Source organism: Streptomyces sp. NPDC006516 (assembly GCF_040611875.1).
GTDB lineage: Bacteria > Actinomycetota > Actinomycetes > Streptomycetales > Streptomycetaceae > Streptomyces.
In genome coordinates, this window is sequence record NZ_JBEXPD010000006.1 from 250,549 (window position 1) to 271,737 (window position 21,189).

At 68.7% G+C, this 21,189-nt stretch carries 15 protein-coding genes and 2 pseudogenes; 7 read left to right on the forward strand and 10 right to left on the reverse strand.

Features of this window, described 5'->3' with window-relative positions:
• Window positions 1–27: 27 nt before the first annotated feature.
• Both ABZY45_RS19470 and ABZY45_RS19475 read left to right on the forward strand, forming a co-directional pair.
• Window positions 28–507: pseudogene (locus ABZY45_RS19470) on the forward strand (IS5 family transposase); the annotation flags it as partial.
• A 144-nt stretch (window positions 508–651) separates the two neighbouring features.
• Window positions 652–1,140, forward strand: coding sequence for a hypothetical protein (locus ABZY45_RS19475; RefSeq protein ID WP_356741475.1), 489 nt, complete (start codon window positions 652–654; stop codon window positions 1,138–1,140).
• A 165-nt stretch (window positions 1,141–1,305) separates the two neighbouring features.
• Here the strand turns inward: ABZY45_RS19475 and ABZY45_RS19480 are convergent, their stop codons facing one another.
• Both ABZY45_RS19480 and ABZY45_RS19485 read right to left on the reverse strand, forming a co-directional pair.
• On the reverse strand, window positions 1,306–1,794 hold the full coding sequence (locus ABZY45_RS19480) for a hypothetical protein (RefSeq protein ID WP_356741477.1): 489 nt from the start codon (window positions 1,792–1,794) through the stop codon (window positions 1,306–1,308).
• A 233-nt stretch (window positions 1,795–2,027) separates the two neighbouring features.
• On the reverse strand, window positions 2,028–2,597 hold the full coding sequence (locus tag ABZY45_RS19485; protein WP_356741479.1) for a dihydrofolate reductase family protein: 570 nt from the start codon (window positions 2,595–2,597) through the stop codon (window positions 2,028–2,030).
• Between the two features lie 987 nt (window positions 2,598–3,584).
• Between ABZY45_RS19485 and ABZY45_RS19490 the strand changes: the two genes are divergently transcribed.
• Window positions 3,585–5,372 (forward strand): serine/threonine-protein kinase, encoded by a 1,788-nt coding sequence (locus ABZY45_RS19490; protein WP_356741480.1) that lies wholly within the window; start codon window positions 3,585–3,587, stop codon window positions 5,370–5,372.
• A gap of 964 nt (window positions 5,373–6,336) precedes the next feature.
• Here the strand turns inward: ABZY45_RS19490 and ABZY45_RS19495 are convergent.
• The 7 genes from ABZY45_RS19495 to ABZY45_RS19525 all read right to left on the reverse strand — a co-directional run bounded on the left by ABZY45_RS19495 (window position 6,337) and on the right by ABZY45_RS19525 (window position 15,657).
• On the reverse strand, window positions 6,337–7,077 hold the full coding sequence (locus ABZY45_RS19495; RefSeq protein ID WP_356741482.1) for an ABC transporter ATP-binding protein: 741 nt from the start codon (window positions 7,075–7,077) through the stop codon (window positions 6,337–6,339).
• A gap of 21 nt (window positions 7,078–7,098) precedes the next feature.
• A complete protein-coding gene (locus ABZY45_RS19500; RefSeq protein ID WP_356741484.1) occupies window positions 7,099–7,899 on the reverse strand; it encodes an ABC transporter ATP-binding protein in 801 nt (266 codons plus the stop codon).
• Window positions 7,896–8,774, reverse strand: a complete 879-nt coding sequence (locus tag ABZY45_RS19505) for an ABC transporter permease (protein ID WP_356741485.1) — start codon at window positions 8,772–8,774, stop codon at window positions 7,896–7,898. The genes ABZY45_RS19500 and ABZY45_RS19505 overlap by 4 nt, the downstream gene beginning before the upstream one ends.
• Window positions 8,771–9,736 carry an ABC transporter permease gene (locus tag ABZY45_RS19510; protein WP_356741486.1) on the reverse strand — a complete coding sequence of 322 codons (966 nt, stop codon included), beginning with the start codon at window positions 9,734–9,736 and terminating at the stop codon, window positions 8,771–8,773. The genes ABZY45_RS19505 and ABZY45_RS19510 overlap by 4 nt, the downstream gene beginning before the upstream one ends.
• The gene (locus tag ABZY45_RS19515) at window positions 9,736–11,253 is read right to left on the reverse strand and encodes an ABC transporter substrate-binding protein (RefSeq protein ID WP_356741487.1); all 1,518 of its coding nucleotides are present in this window, start codon (window positions 11,251–11,253) and stop codon (window positions 9,736–9,738) included. The genes ABZY45_RS19510 and ABZY45_RS19515 overlap by 1 nt, the downstream gene beginning before the upstream one ends.
• 40 nt (window positions 11,254–11,293) lie before the next feature.
• Window positions 11,294–12,034: a DUF1684 domain-containing protein gene (locus ABZY45_RS19520; protein ID WP_356741489.1), complete on the reverse strand. Its 741-nt coding sequence runs from the start codon at window positions 12,032–12,034 to the stop codon at window positions 11,294–11,296.
• 1,322 nt (window positions 12,035–13,356) lie between these two features.
• Window positions 13,357–15,657 (reverse strand): glycoside hydrolase family 9 protein, encoded by a 2,301-nt coding sequence (locus tag ABZY45_RS19525; RefSeq protein ID WP_356741491.1) that lies wholly within the window; start codon window positions 15,655–15,657, stop codon window positions 13,357–13,359.
• Window positions 15,658–16,212: 555 nt separating this feature from the next.
• Between ABZY45_RS19525 and ABZY45_RS19530 the strand changes: the two genes are divergently transcribed.
• The gene (locus ABZY45_RS19530; protein ID WP_356741493.1) at window positions 16,213–16,569 is read left to right on the forward strand and encodes a hypothetical protein; all 357 of its coding nucleotides are present in this window, start codon (window positions 16,213–16,215) and stop codon (window positions 16,567–16,569) included.
• A 198-nt stretch (window positions 16,570–16,767) separates the two neighbouring features.
• A pseudogene (locus ABZY45_RS19535) lies at window positions 16,768–16,914 on the forward strand (fic family toxin-antitoxin system, toxin component); the annotation flags it as partial.
• Window positions 16,915–17,197: 283 nt separating this feature from the next.
• On the opposite strand, the gene ABZY45_RS19540 reads toward ABZY45_RS19535, so the two are convergent.
• Complete coding sequence (locus ABZY45_RS19540) at window positions 17,198–17,902, reverse strand: DUF4386 domain-containing protein (RefSeq protein ID WP_356741495.1); 705 nt, start codon at window positions 17,900–17,902, stop codon at window positions 17,198–17,200.
• Window positions 17,903–18,030: 128 nt separating this feature from the next.
• Here ABZY45_RS19540 and ABZY45_RS19545 point away from each other — a divergent pair, with 128 nt between their 5' ends.
• On the forward strand, window positions 18,031–18,714 hold the full coding sequence (locus ABZY45_RS19545; RefSeq protein WP_356741497.1) for a TetR/AcrR family transcriptional regulator C-terminal domain-containing protein: 684 nt from the start codon (window positions 18,031–18,033) through the stop codon (window positions 18,712–18,714).
• 203 nt (window positions 18,715–18,917) lie between these two features.
• Entirely contained in the window at window positions 18,918–21,098 is a 2,181-nt protein-coding gene (locus tag ABZY45_RS19550; protein ID WP_356741499.1) for a HEAT repeat domain-containing protein, read from the forward strand.
• The last annotated feature ends 91 nt before the right edge of the window (window positions 21,099–21,189 follow it).

A 21,189-nucleotide genomic window follows, 5' to 3' on the forward strand; every position in this document is an offset into this window, starting at 1 on the left:
GGTGGAGGTGGTGCTGGAGGCGAGGGCCTGGGCGGCTCGCGCGGTGGGTTCACCAGCAAGCTCCACCTGAGCGCGGACGGCCGCTGCCGCCCGCTGTCCCTGGTCGTGACTGCAGGTCAGCGGGCGGACTGCACTCAGTTCAAGCCGGTCCCTGGAGAAGATCCGGGTGCCTGGATCTGGTCTGGGCAGGCCGCGCAAGAAGCCCGACAGTCTTGCGGCCGACAGGGCTTACAGCAACGGCCCCATCCGCGGTACCTGCGACGGAGGGGAGTCCGCCACGCCATCCCGGAGAAAGCCGACAGCCAGGCGGCCCGCCTGCGCAAGGGCGCACGCGGTGGACGGCCGCCCGGCTTTGATGAGGACCGCTACAAGAAGCGCAACACTGTCGAGCGGGCGATCAACCGACTCAAGCAGTCCCGAGCGGTGGCCACGCGGTACGACAAGCGCGGTTGCGTCTTCCTCGGCACTGGCACCGCAGCGTCACTTGCAATATGGCTCCGGTCCTGACAAATGCGAGGCAGGTCAGCACCCGCTCGGGCCACTCTGTGGCTGCCGTCTTAGGGTTCCGGAATGAGTAACTCTGCTGCGGCCGCGGTCCTTACAACCACCGATCTATCTGAAGCGGTACGTGCGGTGCGTACCTTGCTGGGCATGGCAGACATCGATCAGGGGGAGGTCGACTTCGAAGCCGTGATCAGGTCGCCGGACGTCCTGGCGCGAGTACGTCACGTACTGCCCGACCTCGAATGGTGGGCGTTGGCCGGCGAACAGCATGGGTCTTCGAAGGCCAACGACAACCCTGCAGACTGTCTGCCGATCCGAGTGTTCGACTGGGGGCGTCCGCTGGACCGCGCTGAGCCCTTCGTCGCCGCTTTGGGGCCGGACCCCGCGGCTGTTCGATGGGATCTGAACGCATGGCCTGCGGTTCCCGAAGCCGGGCTGGAAGCGATCTCGCAGAAGTACGCGTACCTCACGCTGACAGTGAATTCCCGGGACCTCTACCAGGACGAACCGTCGCGGGACCACACCGTCCACGTTCACGTCCGGGATCGGAACGGCGACCAGATCGCCCGCGTCCACTGGCTCGCCGATCAAGTGGGTGGCCGATTCACAGGCAGGGTGGAGTTGGCGCCTCTGTAGCCCCTCAGCAAGCAGGCAAGACCGCGTCCGCGAGTTCGAACAGCGCGCCGGCACGCCTGGTCAGACAGGAGTGGAACTCACCCCGGAAGCGTGACAGTCCCGCAAACGGATCCGGCCGGACAGCGGAAGGACGCCTGCACGTACGGAAGTTACCAATCCGAGTGATCAAGTACGACGGGCCGTTCGGACCTCGATTTCAGCCGCAGGCTGACCATCTGGCGCCTCATCAGGCTGTTGCTGATACCCGACCTCAGCCTCGACACCAGCGGCACGCAGCCGGTCGACGAGAAGAGTCATCTCGGGCATCGTCCCTGCGAACATGCCAGCCCGGATCTGCTGGAGCGTTCTCTTCGTCTGAGCCAGATCTCCGGCAAGTTCGGCGCGAAGAACCTTCATCACGTGGACCGGACTGGCGAGAGGATCACTGAGTATGAGCCGTGCCTCGCCGTGCTCGGCCAGAAGACGCCGGCGCAGGTCGTCCGGTACGGAGCTTCCTCCTGGTCCACACTCGTACAAAGCGTCACCGCAGCCGGAGCAGTGGTAGCCGATGTCCCATTCAAGGCTCTGCCCAACCAACGCCTGTACGCCGACGCACTCCAGCTCCGAGCCGCAGCCCGAACACTGTGCCGGGTACCTGACAGACGCGATCAGCACGACATGTCCCATCCACTGTGCCCTACCCTGACGACCCGGACTCCCGGGCCCTGAGGCTAAAAGGCAAGCCAGGGCCCCGCGTCAGGCAACGTTTGCCCTGTCTGCCACAGGCACCTCGGGGCGATGTCCCCGTCGATATGTCCGCCGTTCGGGGGCGCGGACAGCGCGGGGCAACGCAATCCCGAGCCGTCGTCCGTCGCGAGGGAGCGGCCAACGTGCCAGGACAAATCACGTCAAGCCGTAATTGGTGTGGACCGGTATCGCAGGGCTACCGCCCCCGACCGGAACTCATGGCGGTCCACGAGCTCGAGCTGGATGCGCTCGCGCAGACCGGCGAGCAACGTCGGCCCGTGTCCGGCAAGGACCGGCTGAACAAGGAACTCGTACTCGTCGATCAGTCCCAGATCTGCCAACGCCAGGGGGAGCGTCACGCCACCCACCCACAGGCCCTCGCCTGACTCCTGCTTGAGCCGCTGGACCGCTTGCCCCAAATCGCCTCGCACCAGGTCGGCATTCCAATCGACCCCGCTCAGCGTGCTCGACACGACGTACTTCTTTGCGCTGTCGATGGTCTCGGCGAACGGGATCTGCCACTCATCCATCCAGTCAGGCCACGTGCCCGTGGCCGGCTTCCGCCACGCCGACTCCATCATCTCGTAGGTCACCCGGCCGAATAGCAGGGCATCGGCTTGCTCCATCTCAGCGGTCCAGTAGCGCATCGACTCCTCGTCCGGGGGGAGCCCTGCCTCGTGATGGCAGCAGCCGTCGAGCGTGACGTTGATCGAGTATCGAAGTGGTCTCATCTTTTGCTCTCCCTCGATGCGCGCCCCGCGTTCACCGGACTGTACTCCGACGACTGTCGGCGCCCCTTCTTATCGGCGCCCCGAGCGCACCTACTTCGACGCCGTCATGATGCGAACGCTAACGTCGTCGTGATGCAACCAGACCGCAGACCGAGCGCGCGACCGATTCGGCGCTCGGGCGTTCAGGTTCGCAACGGGACGACGCCTTTGACGCTCGACTTCGATGCACAGTGCCGCGTCACCTACCGTCGGCTCAAGCGTCAACGACGAACGTTTCTATCCGTCGGCCTGCCGCGTTGCGGACGCGGCGGGCTCCACCCTGTTCGGCGAGCAGGCTGAGGGCGTCGGATGAGGTAATGATCTGCGCGGTCAACTCATGGATCGCGGAAGGGCCAGCCATGCCAAGCTGCCGACCGCGGCGACCAGCCCGGCTACGGCGCGGGGAGCCAGCAGCCCTATCACTCAGCCGATCGCCATCCAGGAGATGGGGAGCACCAACAGGTGTCCGACGACGAACAGTCCGGAGCCGCTCGGCCAGACTCCGACGGTGAGCGTGCAGCGGCCTCAGCGCTGTGGGCAGCCGGGCAGTCGGCTCAGGAACGCCACAGCACACAGCACAGGGCTCAGCGCGGCCAGTGCCCAGGTCCGGCCGGCGAACTCGGCGGCTCAGCCGATCGCAGCGGGGCCGAACAGTGTCCCCACATGCACGGGGAGCAATGTCCGTGACCTGGAACGTCACCGCGCACCCACCAGCCCCTGCCCCACTTGAGGGGTAAACCGGTAGCAGGGGCGCGGTCGTAGCGCTCTGCGTCCAGCCGGCCGAAAGGCTGACCGCCCGTCAGCCCCACACGAGGTGCCGGATACAGGCTGATCCGTGGCGGAAACGTTGCGCGAAGCGGCCGAGGGGGCCCAGGGAAGTCGATACGCTCCCCTTGACTTCGCGGCTTCGGCAGGGGCCGACCTGGCGTAAACAGAGGATGATCCATCATGAGCAGTACACCTTCTGCCAACCTTTTCAAGCCGCTTCAGGAGAGCGATCCTGTGGTTGTGGGCGGATATCGCCTGGCTGCCGTGCTCGGTTCCGGGGGTATGGGCAAGGTGTATCTCTCCTACACGCCGGGCGGCCGTCCCCTTGCGCTCAAGGTGATCCGGCCCGAGTTCAGCGAGGACCCTGAATTCCGGCGGCGGTTCAAACAGGAGGTCCAAGCCGCGCAACGGGTGCAGGGTCTGTACACGGCGCCGGTCATCGACTCCGACACCGACGGTGCTCAGCCCTGGCTCGCCACCGCCTATGTGCCGGGCCCTTCCCTCGCGCACGCCGTGGCCCAGCACGGTGGACTGCCTCTGCGCAGCGTACTGTTGCTGACCGTGGGGGTGGCCGAAGCGCTCCATGTGATCCATGGAGCGGGCATTGTCCACCGGGATCTGAAGCCCGCCAATGTGCTCCTGGCCTTCGACGGCCCTCGCGTGATCGACTTCGGCATCGCCCGCGCGGCTGACGCCACCGCGCTGACCGGCACCGGCGTCAGCGTGGGCACCCCGGCGTTCATGGCTCCCGAACAGGCCTCGGCCGGCACGATCACTCCGGCCACCGACATCTTCGCCCTCGGACAGATCACGGCCTTCGCGGCGCTCGGGTCTCCCGCTTACGGCGACGGGCCGTCACACGGGGTGCTCTATCGGATCGTCCACGAGGATCCCGACCTCAGCCAGTTGCCCGCAGAGCTGCTGCCGCTGGTGTCCCGTTGCCTCATCCGTGACCCGGTCGGCAGGCCGAGCCTGACCGAAATCATCGAGCTGTGCCACGAGTTGTCACCCGTCGCTCTGCGCCAGGGTGAGGACTGGCTGCCGCAGGCGGTTGCTGGATCGATCACCGAGAGGCTTCAACTGCCCGAACCGGCGAAAACCCCACCGCCTCCCGCCGCCGCTCCGACGCCGACCGAGTTCACCCCGCCGGGCGCCCCGTCCACACCGACCGGTTCCACTATGTCCTCCGCCCCGACCCAGAGTGCGCCCGGACTGCCGGGACCGGTGCCTCCGCCGGGCCACCCGATGCGCCCCGGCTACCCCGCCCCGGCGCCCGGCTCGCCGACGTACTCCCCGCTCGGGCCGGGGTATCACACACCGCACCCCGTCACCGGGGCTCCCTACGTGCCACCGGCACCTCGGAAGCCGAAGCGGACGGGGCTCATCGTGGCCGCATCCGTCGTGGGCGCCCTCGTCGTGCTGGGAGTCATCGGGTCTCTTCTGCCTGACGGAGACAACGACAGAAGCAGCGGAGCGAACTCTCCGCGTAGCACCAGCAGTAGCGGGTCGGGGGATGGTGAGTCCTCAGGTGGGAAACAGCCCACGGCAGACCCGAAGCCGTTCTCGTACAGCGGCGTCGATGTGCCAGAAGGCTACAAGATCATGCTCGCCGACAGCCCGCCCCGCCCGCTCGAGAGCGAGGACGCCGCTTACGACGGCGGAGATCTCTACTTCGGCGTCGTGCGCTTCCTGGACGAAGCATCGATCGGCACCGCCAACGGCAAACTCGTCCTGTTGAACAACACGCAGAAGGGATCCCTGGAGACCTGCCGCACCGAGACGCGTTACGCCAAGAAGATCGGCCTGGATCAGCTGAGCAACGGTTCGGAGATCTGCGTGCTCAGCGATGCCGGCCATGTGGCGGTGGCCACCTACCGAGGGCGGTCGGGCGAGAGCGACCCAGGCTCGTACGTGACCATCGACTTGCGCATCTGGCGTAACGCAGCGGAAGCCAAGGACAACGAGTAGCACCTCGTCTGGTTTTGGGCCAGTTCTGTCGCGGAGTGGGCTCAGTTGCGGGGTAGGAGGCCGGTTCGTGAAACCCTCAAGCGATGCCGACACGGCCGTCGAGTCCACTCAATAGCGCTCCATTCGCACAGTGCCGATCCTTGATCGACCCTGCGGTTCTGCATCAACCGGTCGGCTGCGGCGCCCGGTTGCCCCGAAGTCGCCACACGCGCAGGCTCGCACAAGGAGGAGAACTCTGATGTTTCTGGCCGCTGACGGTCGTGGGAGCTGGATTCCGGAAGGGACCGACGGATCCGTCGTCGCGATCCTGATCCTGGTTGGGATCCTTGCCATGTTCGGATACGGGATCTGGAACAAGAAACGGAAGGGATGACCCCGTGGCGGGATTCCCAGAACGTGCTCGGGACCGAATGGCGGACCAGAAGGCCATCCGGAAATCCGGGCCACAGGGCTGGTGACACACCTACAGGTGGCTTTGCCCACGAGAATGGGTTCTGGGCCAACTTCTGTGAATGGTGACGCTAAGAACTTGTACCATCTAGGTGATGTTGGCTGGTGAGCTCTCCACTTCCGACGAAAAGTGAACGGCGCACCCGCGTACGTCCCGGACGGGGACCCGCAAAAGCACTGCGGGATAGCACCACGATCAGGCGTACCGGGTTACGGCGTAAATCGCGCCCACGATACTGACGCACCACAAGCCGTCGTGAAATCCCCGGTGTTCATCCGCTTACGACCGCAGCATCGACCGACGGGCCGACGAGGGTCGTACAGAACCAGCACCTGCGACCCCACGGGTGGGAGACTCAGGCTTGGCCGACGCCGGAGGGCGGCGCGGGAGCGGGTCCGGCTCCGGGCCGTGGTCGGCTTCGAGGGCGGCGACAAGTACCGGAAGATCGCTGCCGCGTTGCGTGTTGCGGGCCGCCTCGATCGTTGCGGGTGCGGCGACCCGGCGGTCCGGGGGTCAGCTGGGCAGCCGCGGCACGCTCTCGATCAGGCGGCGGGTGTAGGAATGCACCGGTTCACCGAGCACCTGGGAGGTGGCTCCCTGCTCGACGACCCGGCCGTGCTCCAGCACGGCGGTGCGCTCGCACAAGGAGGCCACGACCGACAGGTCGTGGGAGACCATCACCATCGTCAGCCCCCGCTCCTCCTTCAGTTCGGCCAGCAGGTCGACGACCCTCACTCGAGTGGTGACGTCCAGCGCGCTGACCGGCTCGTCGGCCAGCAGGACGCGTGGGTCGCAGACCGTGGCCCGGGCGATCGCGATGCGCTGGCGCTGGCCGCCGGAGAACTCGTGCGGGTAGCGGTCGACTGCGTCCGGCTGGAGGCCGACGCGCTCCAGCGCTGCGGCCACCTCGGGCGCCGCCGAGGCGCGGGTGGCGAGCCCGAGAGAGCGCAACGGTTCAGCGACGATCGCGCCGACCTTCCGGCTGGGGTCGAGGGAGGAGTACGGGTCCTGGAAGACGCACTGCACGCTGCGCCGGAAGCGGCGTATCTGCTCGCGGTCGCGCGGGTTCAGGTCCGCCCCGTCGAATCGGACCGTGCCGGCCGTGGGGCGGGCCAGGCCCAGCAGCAGGCGCAGCAGCGTCGTCTTGCCCGCGCCGGACTCGCCGACCAACGCGAGGCTCTCTCCCGCCTCGACGGCGAGGGAGACGTCCCGCACCACGTCCGTGGCGGCCCCCCCGGTAGCGCACCGAGGCATCCTTCAGCTCCAGCACCGGTGTCATCGCGCGCTCCTCAGGTCCAAGGCGGACTCCAGCTTCCGGGCACTGGCGACCAGAGCCCTGGTGTACTCCTCGCGTGGCGCGCGCACGATGTCGTGGACCGCGCCCTGTTCGACGGCCCGGCCGTCCTTCATGACCAGCACCCGGTCGGTGACCTTGGCCACGACGGCGAGGTCGTGGCTGACGAACAGCACGGCCATCTGCCGCTCCCGTACCAGGACGTCGATCAGCTCCAGCATCTCCGCCTGCACGGACACGTCCAGAGCGGTGGTGGGCTCGTCGGCGATGAGCAGCTTCGGCTCGCAGGCCAGCGCCATCGCGAGGGCGACGCGCTGACGCTGGCCGCCGGAGATCTCATGTGCGAAGGCGCGGGCGATGCGGTCGGGTTCGGGCAGCCGTACCTGTTCGAGCGCGGCGTGCACGGCCCCGCGGAGCTGCTTGCCCCTGAGGCCTGTACGGCGGGCGAGCGGTTCGGCGATCTGGCGGCCCAGCCGCATCAGCGGGTCCAGTGCGGTCAGCGGCTCCTGGAAGACCACGGCCGCGTCCCGCCCGCGTACAGCGGTGAGCCGTCTCTCGGCGGCGCCCACGGTCTGCGTCCCGGCCAGCTCCACGCTGCCGGTCGAGGTCATGCCGTCGGGCAGCAGCCCGAGCACGGCGAGCGTGGTCAGAGACTTGCCGGAGCCGGATTCGCCGATGAGACCGAGCCGTTCGCCGCCGGACACCGCGAAGGACAGGTTCTCGACCAAGGTCCGCCCGTCGGGGGCCTGGACGGTCAGTCCGCGTACGTCGAGGAGAGTCACGTGCGCCTCCGCCGGGCAGCCGGGTCGAGGGTGTCACGCAGGCCGTCGGCGACGAGGTTCACACCGATGACGAGCAGTACGAGCAGGATGCCGGGCGCGAGCGCACCGGCCGGCGCCGTGGTGAAGGTGGCCTGGGCCTCCTGGAGCATGCGGCCCCAGGACGCGTTGGGCGGCGGCGCTCCGAGACCCAGGTAGGAGAGCCCGGCCTCGGCGAGCACGGCGAGGCCGAACTGCAGGGCGAGGTTGACCACCAGTGTGGGCCAGATGTTGGGCAGGACGTGAGAGAGGACCGTACGCGGCCATGAGGTGCCGGAGGTATGGGCGGCGGTGATGTAGTCCTGGGCCAGCACCCGCTTCACCAGAATGCGCACCAGCCGTGCCACGACCGCGCTCTGCGCCAGGCCGATCGCCATGACCGCCGAGCCGAGCGTCGCCGACCGTGCGGCGACGATGAGCATCGCCAGAAGCAGCGTCGGGAAGGCGATGAGGATGTCCAGGAACGCCGAGAGCGTGTCGTCGATCCAGCCCTGCGCGAACGCCGCGAGCACGCCCAGGGTGACCCCGATGACGGCGGCGATGGTCACCGAGCCGAGCCCTGCCTCGACGGCGATGCGGGAGCCCGTCATCACCTGGGTGAACAGGTCGCGCCCGAGCTTGTCGGTACCGAGCAGGTGACCGCCGCCGGGCCCGGCGAGCCGTCCGCCGGAGGTGTCATCGGCGTCGTAGGGCAGCCAGAAGAACGACACCACGGCCAGCAGGGCGATCAGGCCGGCCAGTACGCACCCGACGGCGAGGGTGGCGGAGCGCCGTGAGCGCCTCCTCGCGGTGGGGTTCGTGGGCGGCTCGGTGGGGGTGAGCAGGTCCGCGCCGGTCATCGGGCACCTCCCGAGAGTCGGCCGCGCAGCCGCGGGTCGATGATCCGCTGGACCAGGTCGGCCACGAAGCCGATCACCAGCACCGCGAGGGTGGATACGAACAGCACGCCCTGGATGACCGGGTAGTCGTGCTGCGCGATGCCGGTGGCGAGGAGGGAGCCTAGGCCCGGTAGCGCGTACACCGACTCCACGACGACCGCGCCGAGCAGCGTCGAGGCGAGTTCGATGCCGAGGACGGATATCACCGGCACGGCGCCGTTGCGCAGACCATGCCGCCACATGGCGCGGCCGAAGGAAGACCCGAGGGCGCGTGCGGTCCGCAGGTAGTCGCTGCCGAGGACGTCGAGGGTGGCGGAGCGGACGTAACGGATCAGGGACGCGCTCATCACGAGGGCGATGGTCACGACCGGCAGGACGAGGGCGCGGAACGCCTCGGCGGGGTCGGACCAGCCGTCCTGCGGGAAGCCGCCGGAGGGCAGCCAGCCCGCGTTCAGCGCGAACACCGCGATGAGGATCATGCCGAGCCAGAACACGGGTATCGCGATGCCCAATTGGGACACGCCGCTTAGCAGCGCGCCGTACCAGGTGTGCCGCTTGTACGCGGCCGTGAACCCCGCGGGTACGGCGACCAGGACCGCGAGGACGAACGCGGCCAGGGTGAGCGGCACGGTGACGTTCAGCCGAGCGGTGACCTCGGGTCCCACGGGCAGTGAACTGACGAACGAGGTGCCGAGGTCACCGCTCGCCAGCTGCCCGAGCCAGTGGGTGAACTGTTCGGGCAGCGGGCGGTCGGAACCGATGGAGTGGCGGGCCGCGGCTATCTGCTCGGGGCTGGCGCCCACTGCGGTGAGCGCGTTGGCCGGGTCGCCGGGCAGCATGCGCAGCAGGACGAACAGCACCACGCTGGCCAGGGCCAGCGATACGGCGAGGAAGGCCAGCCGGCGCAGCAGATAGCGCGCCATCAGCCCGTCTTCTTGATGTCGTAGGCGAAGAACTGCGAGTTCAGGCCGTTGAGCGGGTAGCCGGAGAGCTTGTCGTTCGCCACGACGATCTGGGGGTAGAGGTACAGCCAGTCGCTGGCGGCGTCCTCGGCGGTCTGCCGGTTCACCTTCTTGAGCAGATCGGTCTGCTCGGTGGTGCTGGAGGCTTCCTCGGCCTGCTCCACCCACTTGGTGACCTGCGGGTTGTCGTAGCCCCAGTAGAAGTCGGGGTTGCCGTACCAGACCAGGTCGCGGTCGTTGACGTGTTCCTGGAGCGTGGCCGTGAAGTCGTGGTTCTTGTAGACCTTCGTGTACCACTCGTCCGGGGTGATCGTGTTGATCTTGACCGTGATGCCGACCTTGGCGAGCTGGGACTTGATGAAGGTCGCCGCTGTCGGGTGCGGGTCGTAGTTGGGGGTGTCGAGGGTGAAGCTGAAGCCCTTGGCGTAACCGGCCTCGGCGAGCAGCTTCTTGGCCTTCGCCACGTCGTGGGCGTCGACGTCGGTGAGGTCCTCGTACCAGGGGTCGGTGGGTGGCACCATCGAGCCGATCTGCTTGCCGTAGCCGCCCCAGACGGACTCCAGGAGCTTCTTGTCGTCGATGGCGGCGGCCACGGCCTGCCGCACCTTGACGTCGGTGAAAGGCTTGGCCTTGTCGTTGAACGCCAGCAGCAGCTTGGTGGTGGAGTCGCCGTCGTTCACCTTGTAGTTGCCGTTGCTCTTGAACTGCTGCAGGGCGTCGGGCGACTGCTCGCTCGTGACCACGTCGACGGCGTTCGTCAGCAGCGCGTTGTTCAGCGCCGTGGCGTCCTTGTAGTAGTGGAAGACGACCTGCTTGTTGGCTGCGGCGTCGCCCCAGTAACCGGCGAAGCGGTTCAGGCTCAGCGCGGAACCACGAGTCCACTTGTTCAGGGTGTACGGGCCGGTGCCGTCCTCGGTCGTCTTCAGGTCCTTCGCCTGGGAGTTGATGATCCAGACGTAGGAGAGGTTGTAGACGAAGGAGATGGACTTCTTGGACAACGTGATCTTCACGGTCCGCGCGTCCGGGGCGGCGATGTCCTTGACGACCTCGAGATTGCTCTTGCGGGCGGACTGGGAGTCGTCCGCCAGTACCTTCTCCAGGCTGTACTTGACGTCCTGGCTGGTGAGTTCCTTGCCGCTGTGGAACTTCACACCGTCACGGAGGGTGAAGGTGTAGGTCAGACCGTCGGCGCTGATTTCGTAATCCTGGGCGAGGAGCTTGTCGACCTTGCCGTCGTCGGCGAGTCTGAACAAGCCCTCGTAGACATTGCCGTTGAGCGCCTCGGTGACCCCTTGGCCGCCGCCCGCGGTGTTGTCGAGGTTCTGCGGCTCGTAGAGGGACCCGATGTTGACAACCGCGTCCTTGTCCCAGGTTCCGCCCGAGGCGCTGGACCCCCCTGAGCCGCCGCAGGCGGTCAGGGTCAGGGCGAGAGCGGCGGCGGTGGCGGTGCCGTACAGGACGTTCTTCTTGATGTTCATTGAGGTGAGGGCTCTTTCGGTGCGGTGAGCTGCGGGGCGATCAGTGCTGGGCGTCGAAGCCGTCACGGAAGACAGGGAGCTTCTCGCCGGCCTCGACGGGCAAGTGGAAGCGGTTCTGCCGCGGCGGCATCGGACAGTTGTACTGATCGGAGAATCCGCAGGGCGGCACGAAGGCCTGGTTGAAGTCGAGGACGACCCGGCTCTCGTCGTCCGTACGCCGCACGAAGAGGAAGCGGCCGGCCCCGTAGGTGACGTCGCCGTTGGTCGGGTCACCGAAGACGAGCAGCAGGGTGCCGTCGTCGTCGAAGGCACTGAGCGTGTAGGCGCGGCCGTCGACAGTGAGCGTGATGTCGCCGGGGACGACCAGGTCGCGGCTGCCGCCGTTGTCCCGGATGTGCTCGAAGGCGATGCGCCGGGCATCGGCGACGGGCTTGTACGAGGCCTCCAGGACCCAGGCGGGGTCGTAGGGGAAGGTGTCGACCCGGTCGAAGTGGCGGATGGCGGGTGAGTCGGCGTCCCAGAACCGCAGACCGTGCTCGTCCTCGCCGGTGACCCGGTCGGTGCGCTGGAGTGTGGTGACGGTCACAGTGTCCGCCAGGCCCGTCCGCGCGTCCGCCGCGTCCGGGAGCTCGCCCGCCGGAGCCCAGCGGGTTTCGACCAGGGCTAGATTGCCGGTCGGGGACGTGAGCGCGCGGTGGCGCTCGGCACGCCAGGCGTCCCATTCCGCCGCAGGGTCGATGGATACGTGGTCGGGGGCGGGCTGGGACACGGCAGTACTCATTCGTCTAGGCGGGCAGCCCTCACAATCCCTGGGCAACAGGGTGTGAATAAGTGGCCAAAGTATCACCTTTATTGACCATAAGCTCATCTAATGTCAAACGTCCGTGCCACATTGTGAGACGGATCTCCGGGGTGAGGGTGGCGGGCACCTGTCCCGGAGAAGGCAAGATCAACGGATGCGTTCTCCAACTCCCCATCAGCGGCGACAGATCGGACGCCGCAGCCTCAAACCACCTGCTGGCCGTCGTCGGCGACAATCCCAATGACCTTCCGTAGGGGCTTCGGGGCCGGGCAGCGAGGGCGGGCACGCCGGTGGTCGAGACAGGCTTCCGTGATCGCCAAGCAGGCCGCACAGGACGTCGACCGCGTGGAGAGCGCCAAGACGTGTCGTGGGGGCTGGCGGGGCGGCTCGGAGGTACTGCAGGGAGTGTGGTGATCCGCTGCCGCTGGCGCAGACGATGGCGGCAGAGGCAGTGTTCTGTCCGGGTCGGTGCAGGTCACGGCAGCGGCGGAGGCTTCAGCGGACCCGGCAGCGGGTGGCTGCGATGTAGCGCGGGGAGCATGCGGAGTGCCCGGCCTGCGGTCGGTCGGGACGGTGGGGGTGCAGCGGTGGAGGTCTGCGGTGTACTGCTCGGACCGTTGCCGGGTGCGGGCCTGCCGTCAGCGGTGGGCATCGCGGACCCGTGTTACGGAAACGCCATGGCCGAACGCCTCGCGAACACCTTGAACACCCCCGTTATGTTCGGCCCGGCCATGGCGGCGATGCAGTCCGTCCAGCTCATCCCAAAATACAATGGCCCAGGTACTTGCTCCGACACGTACTCCCACTGATCGCGCTCCCCGTCCGGAAGCACCGCCCACAAGTCTTGGTCCGTCACATGATGATCACTCGCCGCCGGGGTCATGGTGAGGCCGGCACTCAGCATCGGCACGGCGGCCGAACTGTCGCCTGTAGCCGCAGCACTCGTGCGCGGACCAGACCGTGCGAACCCACCCCGCACCCGGCACCACCCCGCTACAATCCCCACACTCAAGCCGTTGACCAGGACATACACCGAAGTCCGGCTGGAGGACCAGCCGGTCGGACCCGGCACGCGAGCTGAGGTGGTGACCCGGCATGGGCGGTGGTGCAATGCCGGCGCGGGGCCAGCGGCATGCCCCTCCTCTCGGCGAACGGGACGGGCGGCTCGTCGGGAGCCCTGACGGCACTGCCGCCCACCCCGGGCGGGGACTACGCGGTCCCGGTGCACCGTGTGCCCTGAGACCGCGATCGTGCGGGGCGGAGGCCGGCGGAACGGACTCCGCCCCGCACGGTTCTGGTTGTCAGGAGCAGTTGACGCCGTTCAGGGTGAACCCGGTGGGCGCGGAACCGGGTGCCCCTGATCCCTGGAAGCCGAAGGAGGCCGAACCGCCGGGCGGGACCTTCCCGTTGTGACCGGCGTCGGTGGCGGTCACAACAGCTCCGGACTGGGTGGCGATGGCGTTCCAGGCGCCGGCCACCTTCTCGGAACCGTTGAAGGTCCAGTTGAGGCGCCATCCGTCCACAGCTGTGCTGCCGGTGTTCTTGACGGTCACGTCGGCGGTGAACCCGCTGCCCCACGACGAGCCGACCTTGTAGGTCACCGAGCAGGCGGCACCAGCGGACGGAGTCGCAGTCGGCGTAGGCGTCGGAGTGGGGGTCGGGGTCGGCGTGGGAGTGGGAGTCGGGGAGGGAGACTCACCGGGATCGCCGTCGGGCAGCTCACCCCACTGCTGTGACGTTCCGTCCAGCAGCACGAGCCTTGGCGCGTCCGCCGGGGTGGAGCCCGGTGCCGCCGGCAGGCCGGCGTACGACCAGTCGTTCGACGGGTCCCAGGCGCCCGAGGAGGCGACCCGGAACTGCACCTCCTTGCGGTAGGCCGACTGCCCGGCCGGGGCGATCACGCTGTTCGAGCAGTCCACGCTGATGTAGTGGACGTTCCCCTCGTACTGCTTGGCGCCGGAGGCCGTGCCGCACTGGTTGTAGTTGGTGGTCACCGTGATGTCCGCCGGCGAGACCCCGGGCTCCAGGGTGAAGTAGTAGCGCAGCGAGGCCTTGGCCAGCGGCCTGGCCGGCCAGGCCGACTTGTTGACCAGGTACGCCTTGATCTCGGTGAAGTTCGCTCCGGAAGCGTTCACCGAGGCCTGGGCCAGCACCTCGGGCCCGTCCGGTGTCTCGGCCTTGGGGAACGAGGCGAGCGGGGCGCCGCCGTACTCGGCGTACAGCCGGGCGAGGGCACCGGTGAAGGCGGCGTTGTAGTCGGTGGCGACCTCGTTGTTGACGTAGTTCTGCCGGTCGTCGGTGTAGGAGTCGTCCGCCGCGCCCGGCCCGCCGACGAGTGCGCCGTACAGGACGTGGCGGGTCTCGACGGGGTTGGTCATCTGGTCGGTCCACGACCCGTGCGCGGTCCGGTGGTGCGGTTTGGTGGGAGGGGTGGCGCCGAAGCCGACGACATAGCTGGCCTTGCGCGGGTTGTCCCCGAGGGCGTAGTTGATCTGGCGTACCGCGAAGTCGTGGTAGCGGGCCTTGCGGGTCGCGTCACCAGAGAGCCAGTCGCTGTAGGAGAGCGCGGCGAAGGCCGTGTTCGCCGCGTAACGCAGTGATCCCCAGGAGTCCAGCACGGCCTGGCCGCCGGGGGAGTAGGCCACCTTGGCGCCGTTCACCCCGGTCGTCCACCAGTCGAGCCAGCGGTTGGAGTCGTCGACGTACCTCTGCTTCCCGGTGAGCTTGGCGAGCATCACGTACGAGCCGTACGAGGTGTCGTCCCAGGAGAGCGTCCACCGGTATGAGCGGGTGGAGGTCTGCGGCTCCGTCGACAGGCCGTCGTAGTACGTCTCGGCCTTGGCCAGGTAGGAGGCGTCACCGGTGGCTTTATGGAGCCAGATCGCGCCCCACACCAGCTCGTCCTGGTAGCCGCTCCAGGAGTTGTAGTACGACTTCGCGTCAGTGATGCAGTCGCTGTACTTGCCGCGGTAGGTGTCGGCGAACGAGTAGAGCTGCTTCGCGTGGGTGAGGAGCTTCGCCGCGTACGCAGGGTCGTCGTCGGCGAAGAGCATCGAGGAGGACGCCATCGCGGCGGCCGTCTGCCCGGCGAGGTCGGTGCCGGGGCAGGAGGCGTCGATCTTGTACGCGGGCCGGGCCATGGACATCACTTCGGCGGGACCCCACCACTTGTGGTCGTCGCCGCCGTTGCCGACCTGCCCGTAGAGCACGTTGGCGGAGGGGTGGGCCTTGACGAAGTAGTCGTTGACGAAGCGCAGGTTGTCCTTCAGGCGAGCCAGTTGCCCGGACGCGGCGTAGGCGTTCTTCTGCTCGATACCGCCCCAGGCCAGCACAGTGGCGCTGTAGGCCATCGGCAGGCCGAACTTCACGTGGTCGCCGGCGTCGTACCAGCCGCCGGTCAGATCGAGCCCGACGTCCTTGCCGTCGTCCATGCCGGAGTCGCCACGCCAGGAGACACGGTTGTCCTCGGGAAGCTTGCCCGAGCGCTGGGCCTCGTAGAAGAAGAGCGACTTCTGCAGGGCCTCGCCGTAGGCGAACGCCGGGGCTGCCTGCGCCGGGGTGGCGGCCGGGGGCAGGAGTCCGGCGGCGAGCAGCGCGGCCACGCCGGCGAGGGTGACTCCCAGGCGGGAGCGGCCGGCGGTGCTCGGCGGAGAGTGGCGGGATATCGATCTGTGGAACGCGCGGGGAAGGGAGGGCAGTCGCAACGGATCGTCCTTCGGTGCGGCGGGCGGCGTGTGGCGCCCGTGGTCGTACCGGACCGGCGGATGACATGCCGGGCCCGGGCCGACGGGGCGGTGGTGCGGCTCGTGCGGAAGTGTGGCGTGCGCGGGTGCTGAACGGTGCAGATGTGCGGCTCGTGCGACGGGGCCGGGGCGGAGTGACACCGGCCCGCACGGAAGCGTCGGCAGCCCGGAGCGATGTCCGGCGCGACGGGCGTGGGAGCGCTTCCACGGACGTGTTCATGAAGCCAGCGCAGGCCCGCCCTGTCAACGGGGCGCGTAGGGCGAGAGGGGAATTGCGGGGGCAGGGCGCCCTTGGCCGGAGCTCGGCGGGCGTGGTTCGAGCTGGGTCCGGCGCTCACTCTTTACACGCTCAACCGGGTTCCCCGCCTCTACGACACCACCGCCGTCCGCCCCGTAGCCCGATACCAGGCAGGCATGCTGGCAGCAGCCGCCCTCCTGGCCACCACCATGGGCCTCGGTGCCACTTACGCGGCTGACTCCTCCATGTCCCTTGCCGCGGCAAGGAACTTCATCGGATACCTGGGTACCGGGCTCATCGTCCAATACCTCGCCGGCCACGTGTACGGTCCCCTGACGGTCGCCCTCGTGCCCGCCCTCTGCGCACTCATCGGCCTCGGCCCCGGCGGGCGCCCCTTCCCCTGGACCTGGCCCCTGCACGAAGCGACCTCCCCTCTAGCCGCCACCACCTCCCTGCTCCTGCTCGCCGCAGGAATCGCGGCGACGACACTTCTGGCGCCGCGTCGTGATGTGTCGCGACCTGCGCCCGTCTGACCAGCCATGCCGTAGCAAGGCGATGCCGGCCGCCGGGGCGGCGGCAGGTGGGACACCGGGCAGGGAGTACGGGCGACTGGCAGGAGCAGGGCGCTTCTCGCCCGATTGCACCGGCGGCTCTTGGTCGTTGCGGACTGAAGCCCTTCTGGACGTCTGAAGGGATGGTTCTGCGCCCGACTGTCGAGCCGATGCTCGTCCCACGCGACCGAGGCCTACCTGGCCCTCAACGCGCACGCCCTGGACTACCCGCCCAAGGCCGCCGTCGCGCTGGTAGGCGACGCGGCCTGCGGAGCCCTCGGCGTCGCCCGGATCGCCCGGCAACTGTGCGACTGGACTGCCACCTGACCCTTGCGGGACGCGCACTCCAGGCAAGGATGGGGCGCGGAAGGGCAGGCGCCTGCGGCAAGCGCCTGCCGGAAGTGGTGAGGAGCGGATGCGGTGCTTTCGCGTCCGAGTTGGTGCTCCTCATCCAGCTTGTTCGTCATGCCTCCGGTGCTGACCACCGTCGGCGGCCGCTGACGCCGTTCGAGCGCGTGTTGGTCGTTGTTTCTCGCAGATCATGACGTTCCCCTGCCCGGGCAGGGCTGGCGCGTCCCCGGACGGCTCTGTCGTCAAGCTCGGGCCGACCTCACAGACGGACACCTGCCGGATCAGCCACCTCTCCGTCTGCCCGGGACGCGGCGCCTGAGCCGGGCCCGAACCCCTTGGCGATCAGCCACCCGGCCAGCGCCAGCTCCCACGCGAACACCGGGAGTGCGGCGGCCGCCCCCGCCAGGGAGAGCTGCGGGTAGGCCCCGAACATCACGGCGACGGCCGAGGTGCAGATCAGCGGCCCGCCAACCAGGCCGAGCACGGCGATGAAGCGCGGCACGAGCCGTGTGCGGTAGGCAAGGTAGGCAAGCAGGGCGCTGTTCAGGCCGAGGGCGATGTTGGGTCCGAGCAGGAACGTCCAGCCGTGCACGGCCACCAGCGCGACGTCCGCCCCTGCCGCCGCCTCCGTGTCCCGCCGCAGGGTGACGAGCGCCAGGACGGCGACGATCCCGAGGGTGATGACGGCCGCCTCCAGCAGCCGCCCGAAGGCGTACCCGAGCGCGAGCCCCTCGCCGTGGCGCCGCAGGACGGGGAACAGTGCCGCCCCGGTACCGGCCACCGCCACCACCAGCACCACCTCGCAGAGCACCCCGAGCAGCGCCCGCATGTCGGCACCTTGCGCGAGCCGGCCGTCCGCCGCTCCGAGCAGGGGGCGGTACAGAACGGCCCCGGCTATCGCGGCGGCCTCGGTCAGCAGGAACAGCGACCCGGTGGCCACTGCGGTTCTTCGATCCGGACTCATCTTCTCGGTACCTCTCGCTCGGTAGTGGTGTACGCCGTACACCTGGCGGAAGCCTGGCGGAAGCATAGGTGTACGGCGTACACTCGTCAAGGAGAGGGCGTCGTCGAGAAGGGAAGGGGCCGACCGGAATGACCCGACAGAAAGCCACACACACGCACCGGACCCCCCTGAACAAGGACCGCGTCCTGCGCGCCGCCATCGCGCTCGCCGACGCCACCGGCATCGACGCGCTCAGCATGCGCAGGCTCGCGCAGGAGCTGGACGTCGTACCGATGGCCCTCTACAAGCACGTGGCCAACAAGGAGGAGCTGCTCGACGGCATGGTCGACACAGTGGTCGGCGAGATCGACCCGCCAGCTACGGGCCCCGACTGGCAGAGTGCGGTCCGCGGGCGGATCCTCTCGGCCCGACGGGTCCTGCTGCGCCACCCCTGGGCGGCCCGGGTCATCGAGTCGCGGACCGGCCCCACCCCGGCCGTGCTGGCGTATCTGGACTCCATGGCCGGGAGCTTCCGGGACGGCGGCCTCTCCGCCGACCTTACGCACCACGTCATGCACGCGATGGGCAGCCGCCTGCTCGGCTTCAGCCAGGAACTGTTCGACACCCCGGGCCCCTCCGGCCCGCCGAGCCCCGAGCTGGCGGCGCGCTACCCGCACATCGCGGAGCTGGCCTCGACGGCCGCACACGACGGGAGCTCCCTGGTCGGTGGCGGCTGCGATGACCAGTTCGAGTTCGAATTCGCCCTCGACCTCCTCCTGGACGGTTTCGAAAGCCTCCGCTGCCAAGGCTGGACGTCCGCACGGAAGGCGTAGCGGGTGCCGCTGGCAGGGAAGGAACGAGGAGGGCCCCGAATACCTCGGGGCCCTCCTCGTTCCGACGGTGCAGACCTTAAGGATCAGCGCTTCCACCTGCTCAAGCGTCGTCACGCGGGCCTGAGTCAGACCGTCCCTGCCGCAGGACGTTGTCAGGGTCGGTTCTGTCCCGGGTGTCAGTGCTGCCGTGCATAGTGCCGGTCATGATCAACGACTTGGACAGGACCGACTGGGCGTCCCTTGGGCACGCCTACGGGGCGGCCGACGACGTGCCGGGGTGGCTGCGCGGCATGGTGTCGCCCGACCCCCACGTACGCGAGGAAGCGTTCGGCAACTTCTACAGCGCGGCACTCCATCAAGGGAGCGTGTATTCCAGCACGGTGGCCAGTGTGCCGATCCTGTTCGCGATGGCGGACGACCCCGCGACTCCTGACCGCGGGCACGTCGTCGCGCTGCTGCTCAGTATCGGGCGGGAAGCGGTCGACGCCGAAGAGATGTACGCCGTCATCTGCGGCGAGGACGGTGAAGAGTCCACGATCTACCCGGACACCGCGAACCTGATGCGCAAGCACGCCGACGCCTTCGTCGCCTACGCCGGTGACCCCGACCCGCGGGTGCGCCGGGCGTCGATCGAGGGTCTCGGGCTCTTCCTGGACGACGCGGGACGGGCGGCAAGGCTCCTGCGGGACCGTCTCGTGGCAGAGAGCGGGACTGCTGAGCGAGGCCTGGTGGTGCGGACGATGGCCGACCTGGCGATCCGTCTGCCCGCGGCGGCTGCGCCGGCGCGGGCGTGGCTGGATGCGCTGGCCGACAACGACATCACCGATCCGGACACCCGTCTGGCGGCGCTCGTCCACCGGGCCCGCTGCGCTCCTGATTCCATCGATGAGCAGACGGTGCCGACCGCGATCGAACTGCTTCGCCAGGTCACCCCCGCGCCCCGGCCCGAGGAGGACGAGCAGGGGCACCAGGATCCGTCCCGTCCGTGTGCGTGCGAGGCCGAACCGGACCCGGACCCGGACGTCCCTGGGTACGTGGCGGCCGCCTTCGCCGATCTCGAACGGCATGGGCGCATCCATGCCGCCACCACCCCTTTGCTGACGGCTCTCCACACGGCCCTGGGAGTACGTGTCGAGGACCGGACGGCTCTGCTCACTGCGCAGCTGTGCAGCCCGGACCCGGGGACCCGTTACGACGCCATCGCCATGGCACGCAGTGTGATCATCTCCTGGCGGGGCGATCACACCGGCCTGGTGCGGCTCATCGGCAACTGCCTGCTCCCGGACGACGCCTACACCGCCGAGGCCGCGGCCGAGGCGTTCGGCTCCCTGGCCACCCTTGCCGAACCGGCCCGCGAAGCCCTCGCCGCCTACGTCACCACCCACCGGCCGGATGCGTGGGCGAGCCCGCACCGCACCGTGCGCCGAGCCCACCAGACGGCCGTCGTGGCGCTGGCCGGGCTCAAGGACGCGCGAGCCCTGCCCAGCCTGCTGACCGCGCTGGACACCGACACCGATGCCTGGCGCGCCCTGGGCGCGGTGGGCCATCTGCCCCAGTGCGCCGTGGAACTCACGCCCCGGCTGATCCGGCGTCTCGCCGACGTCGGCCACTCCGGGGAGTGGCCCGATGTCAGCCCTGAGACGCTCGCCTCCGTCCTGGCCAAGCTCGGTGATCCGGCGGCCGTACCCGCCCTTACCGAAGCGGTCCAAGCCGCCGTCCGGCACAAGCAATGGCGTACCGCGGAGCCTGTCCTGAAGGCGCTCGCGTCGTTCGGTCCCCGCGCCGCATCCGCCCTGGACGTCGTCCGCCCCCTCACCGACGCAGACGATGTCTCCCTCCGCACTGCTGCGGCGGGCGCCGTCTGGGAACTCGAACGCCGCCCCGACAGCGTCATGCCGCTGCTGGAGCGCCTCCTCGACGACCACCGGAACCTTCATGCGATCGACCTCGCCGGCCGCATCGGCCCTGGCGCCGCAGCCGTCCTGCCCCGGCTGCGGCAGATCCTGAGCGAGCGGGTCGAGCAGAACGCGCGCAACGAGCAGAACGGCTCGGCCGTACTGAACGACTCGTGGACCCTCGTCCACGTCGCATCCGCCCTGTGGGACATAGGCGGCACGAGCGAGGCCGGCATCGTCGTGCCGGCGCTGCTGGCCGCCTGGAAGCACAACGACTCCACCGCACGCGACATCGTCGCCTGTCTCGACCGCATGGGTAGGGCCGCACGTCCCGCCCTGCCCCAGATCCAGGCCGCACTTGAGCAACCTCATCGCGGCGACCAGATGTGGTCAGGCGCCATCGCATTCGACCTTGAGGTCGAGCACACCTGCCGTGTCATCCTCGCCCGCCTGACAGACCTTCCGGACCCGGCAGTCAGCGGCATGTGAGCCGCTCGTCCATTGCGCGCAACTGAGCAGCCGAAGCGTCGTAGGGCAACAGGGAGGACGTGTCTGAGAAGGAGACAACGGCGGGCCAGAG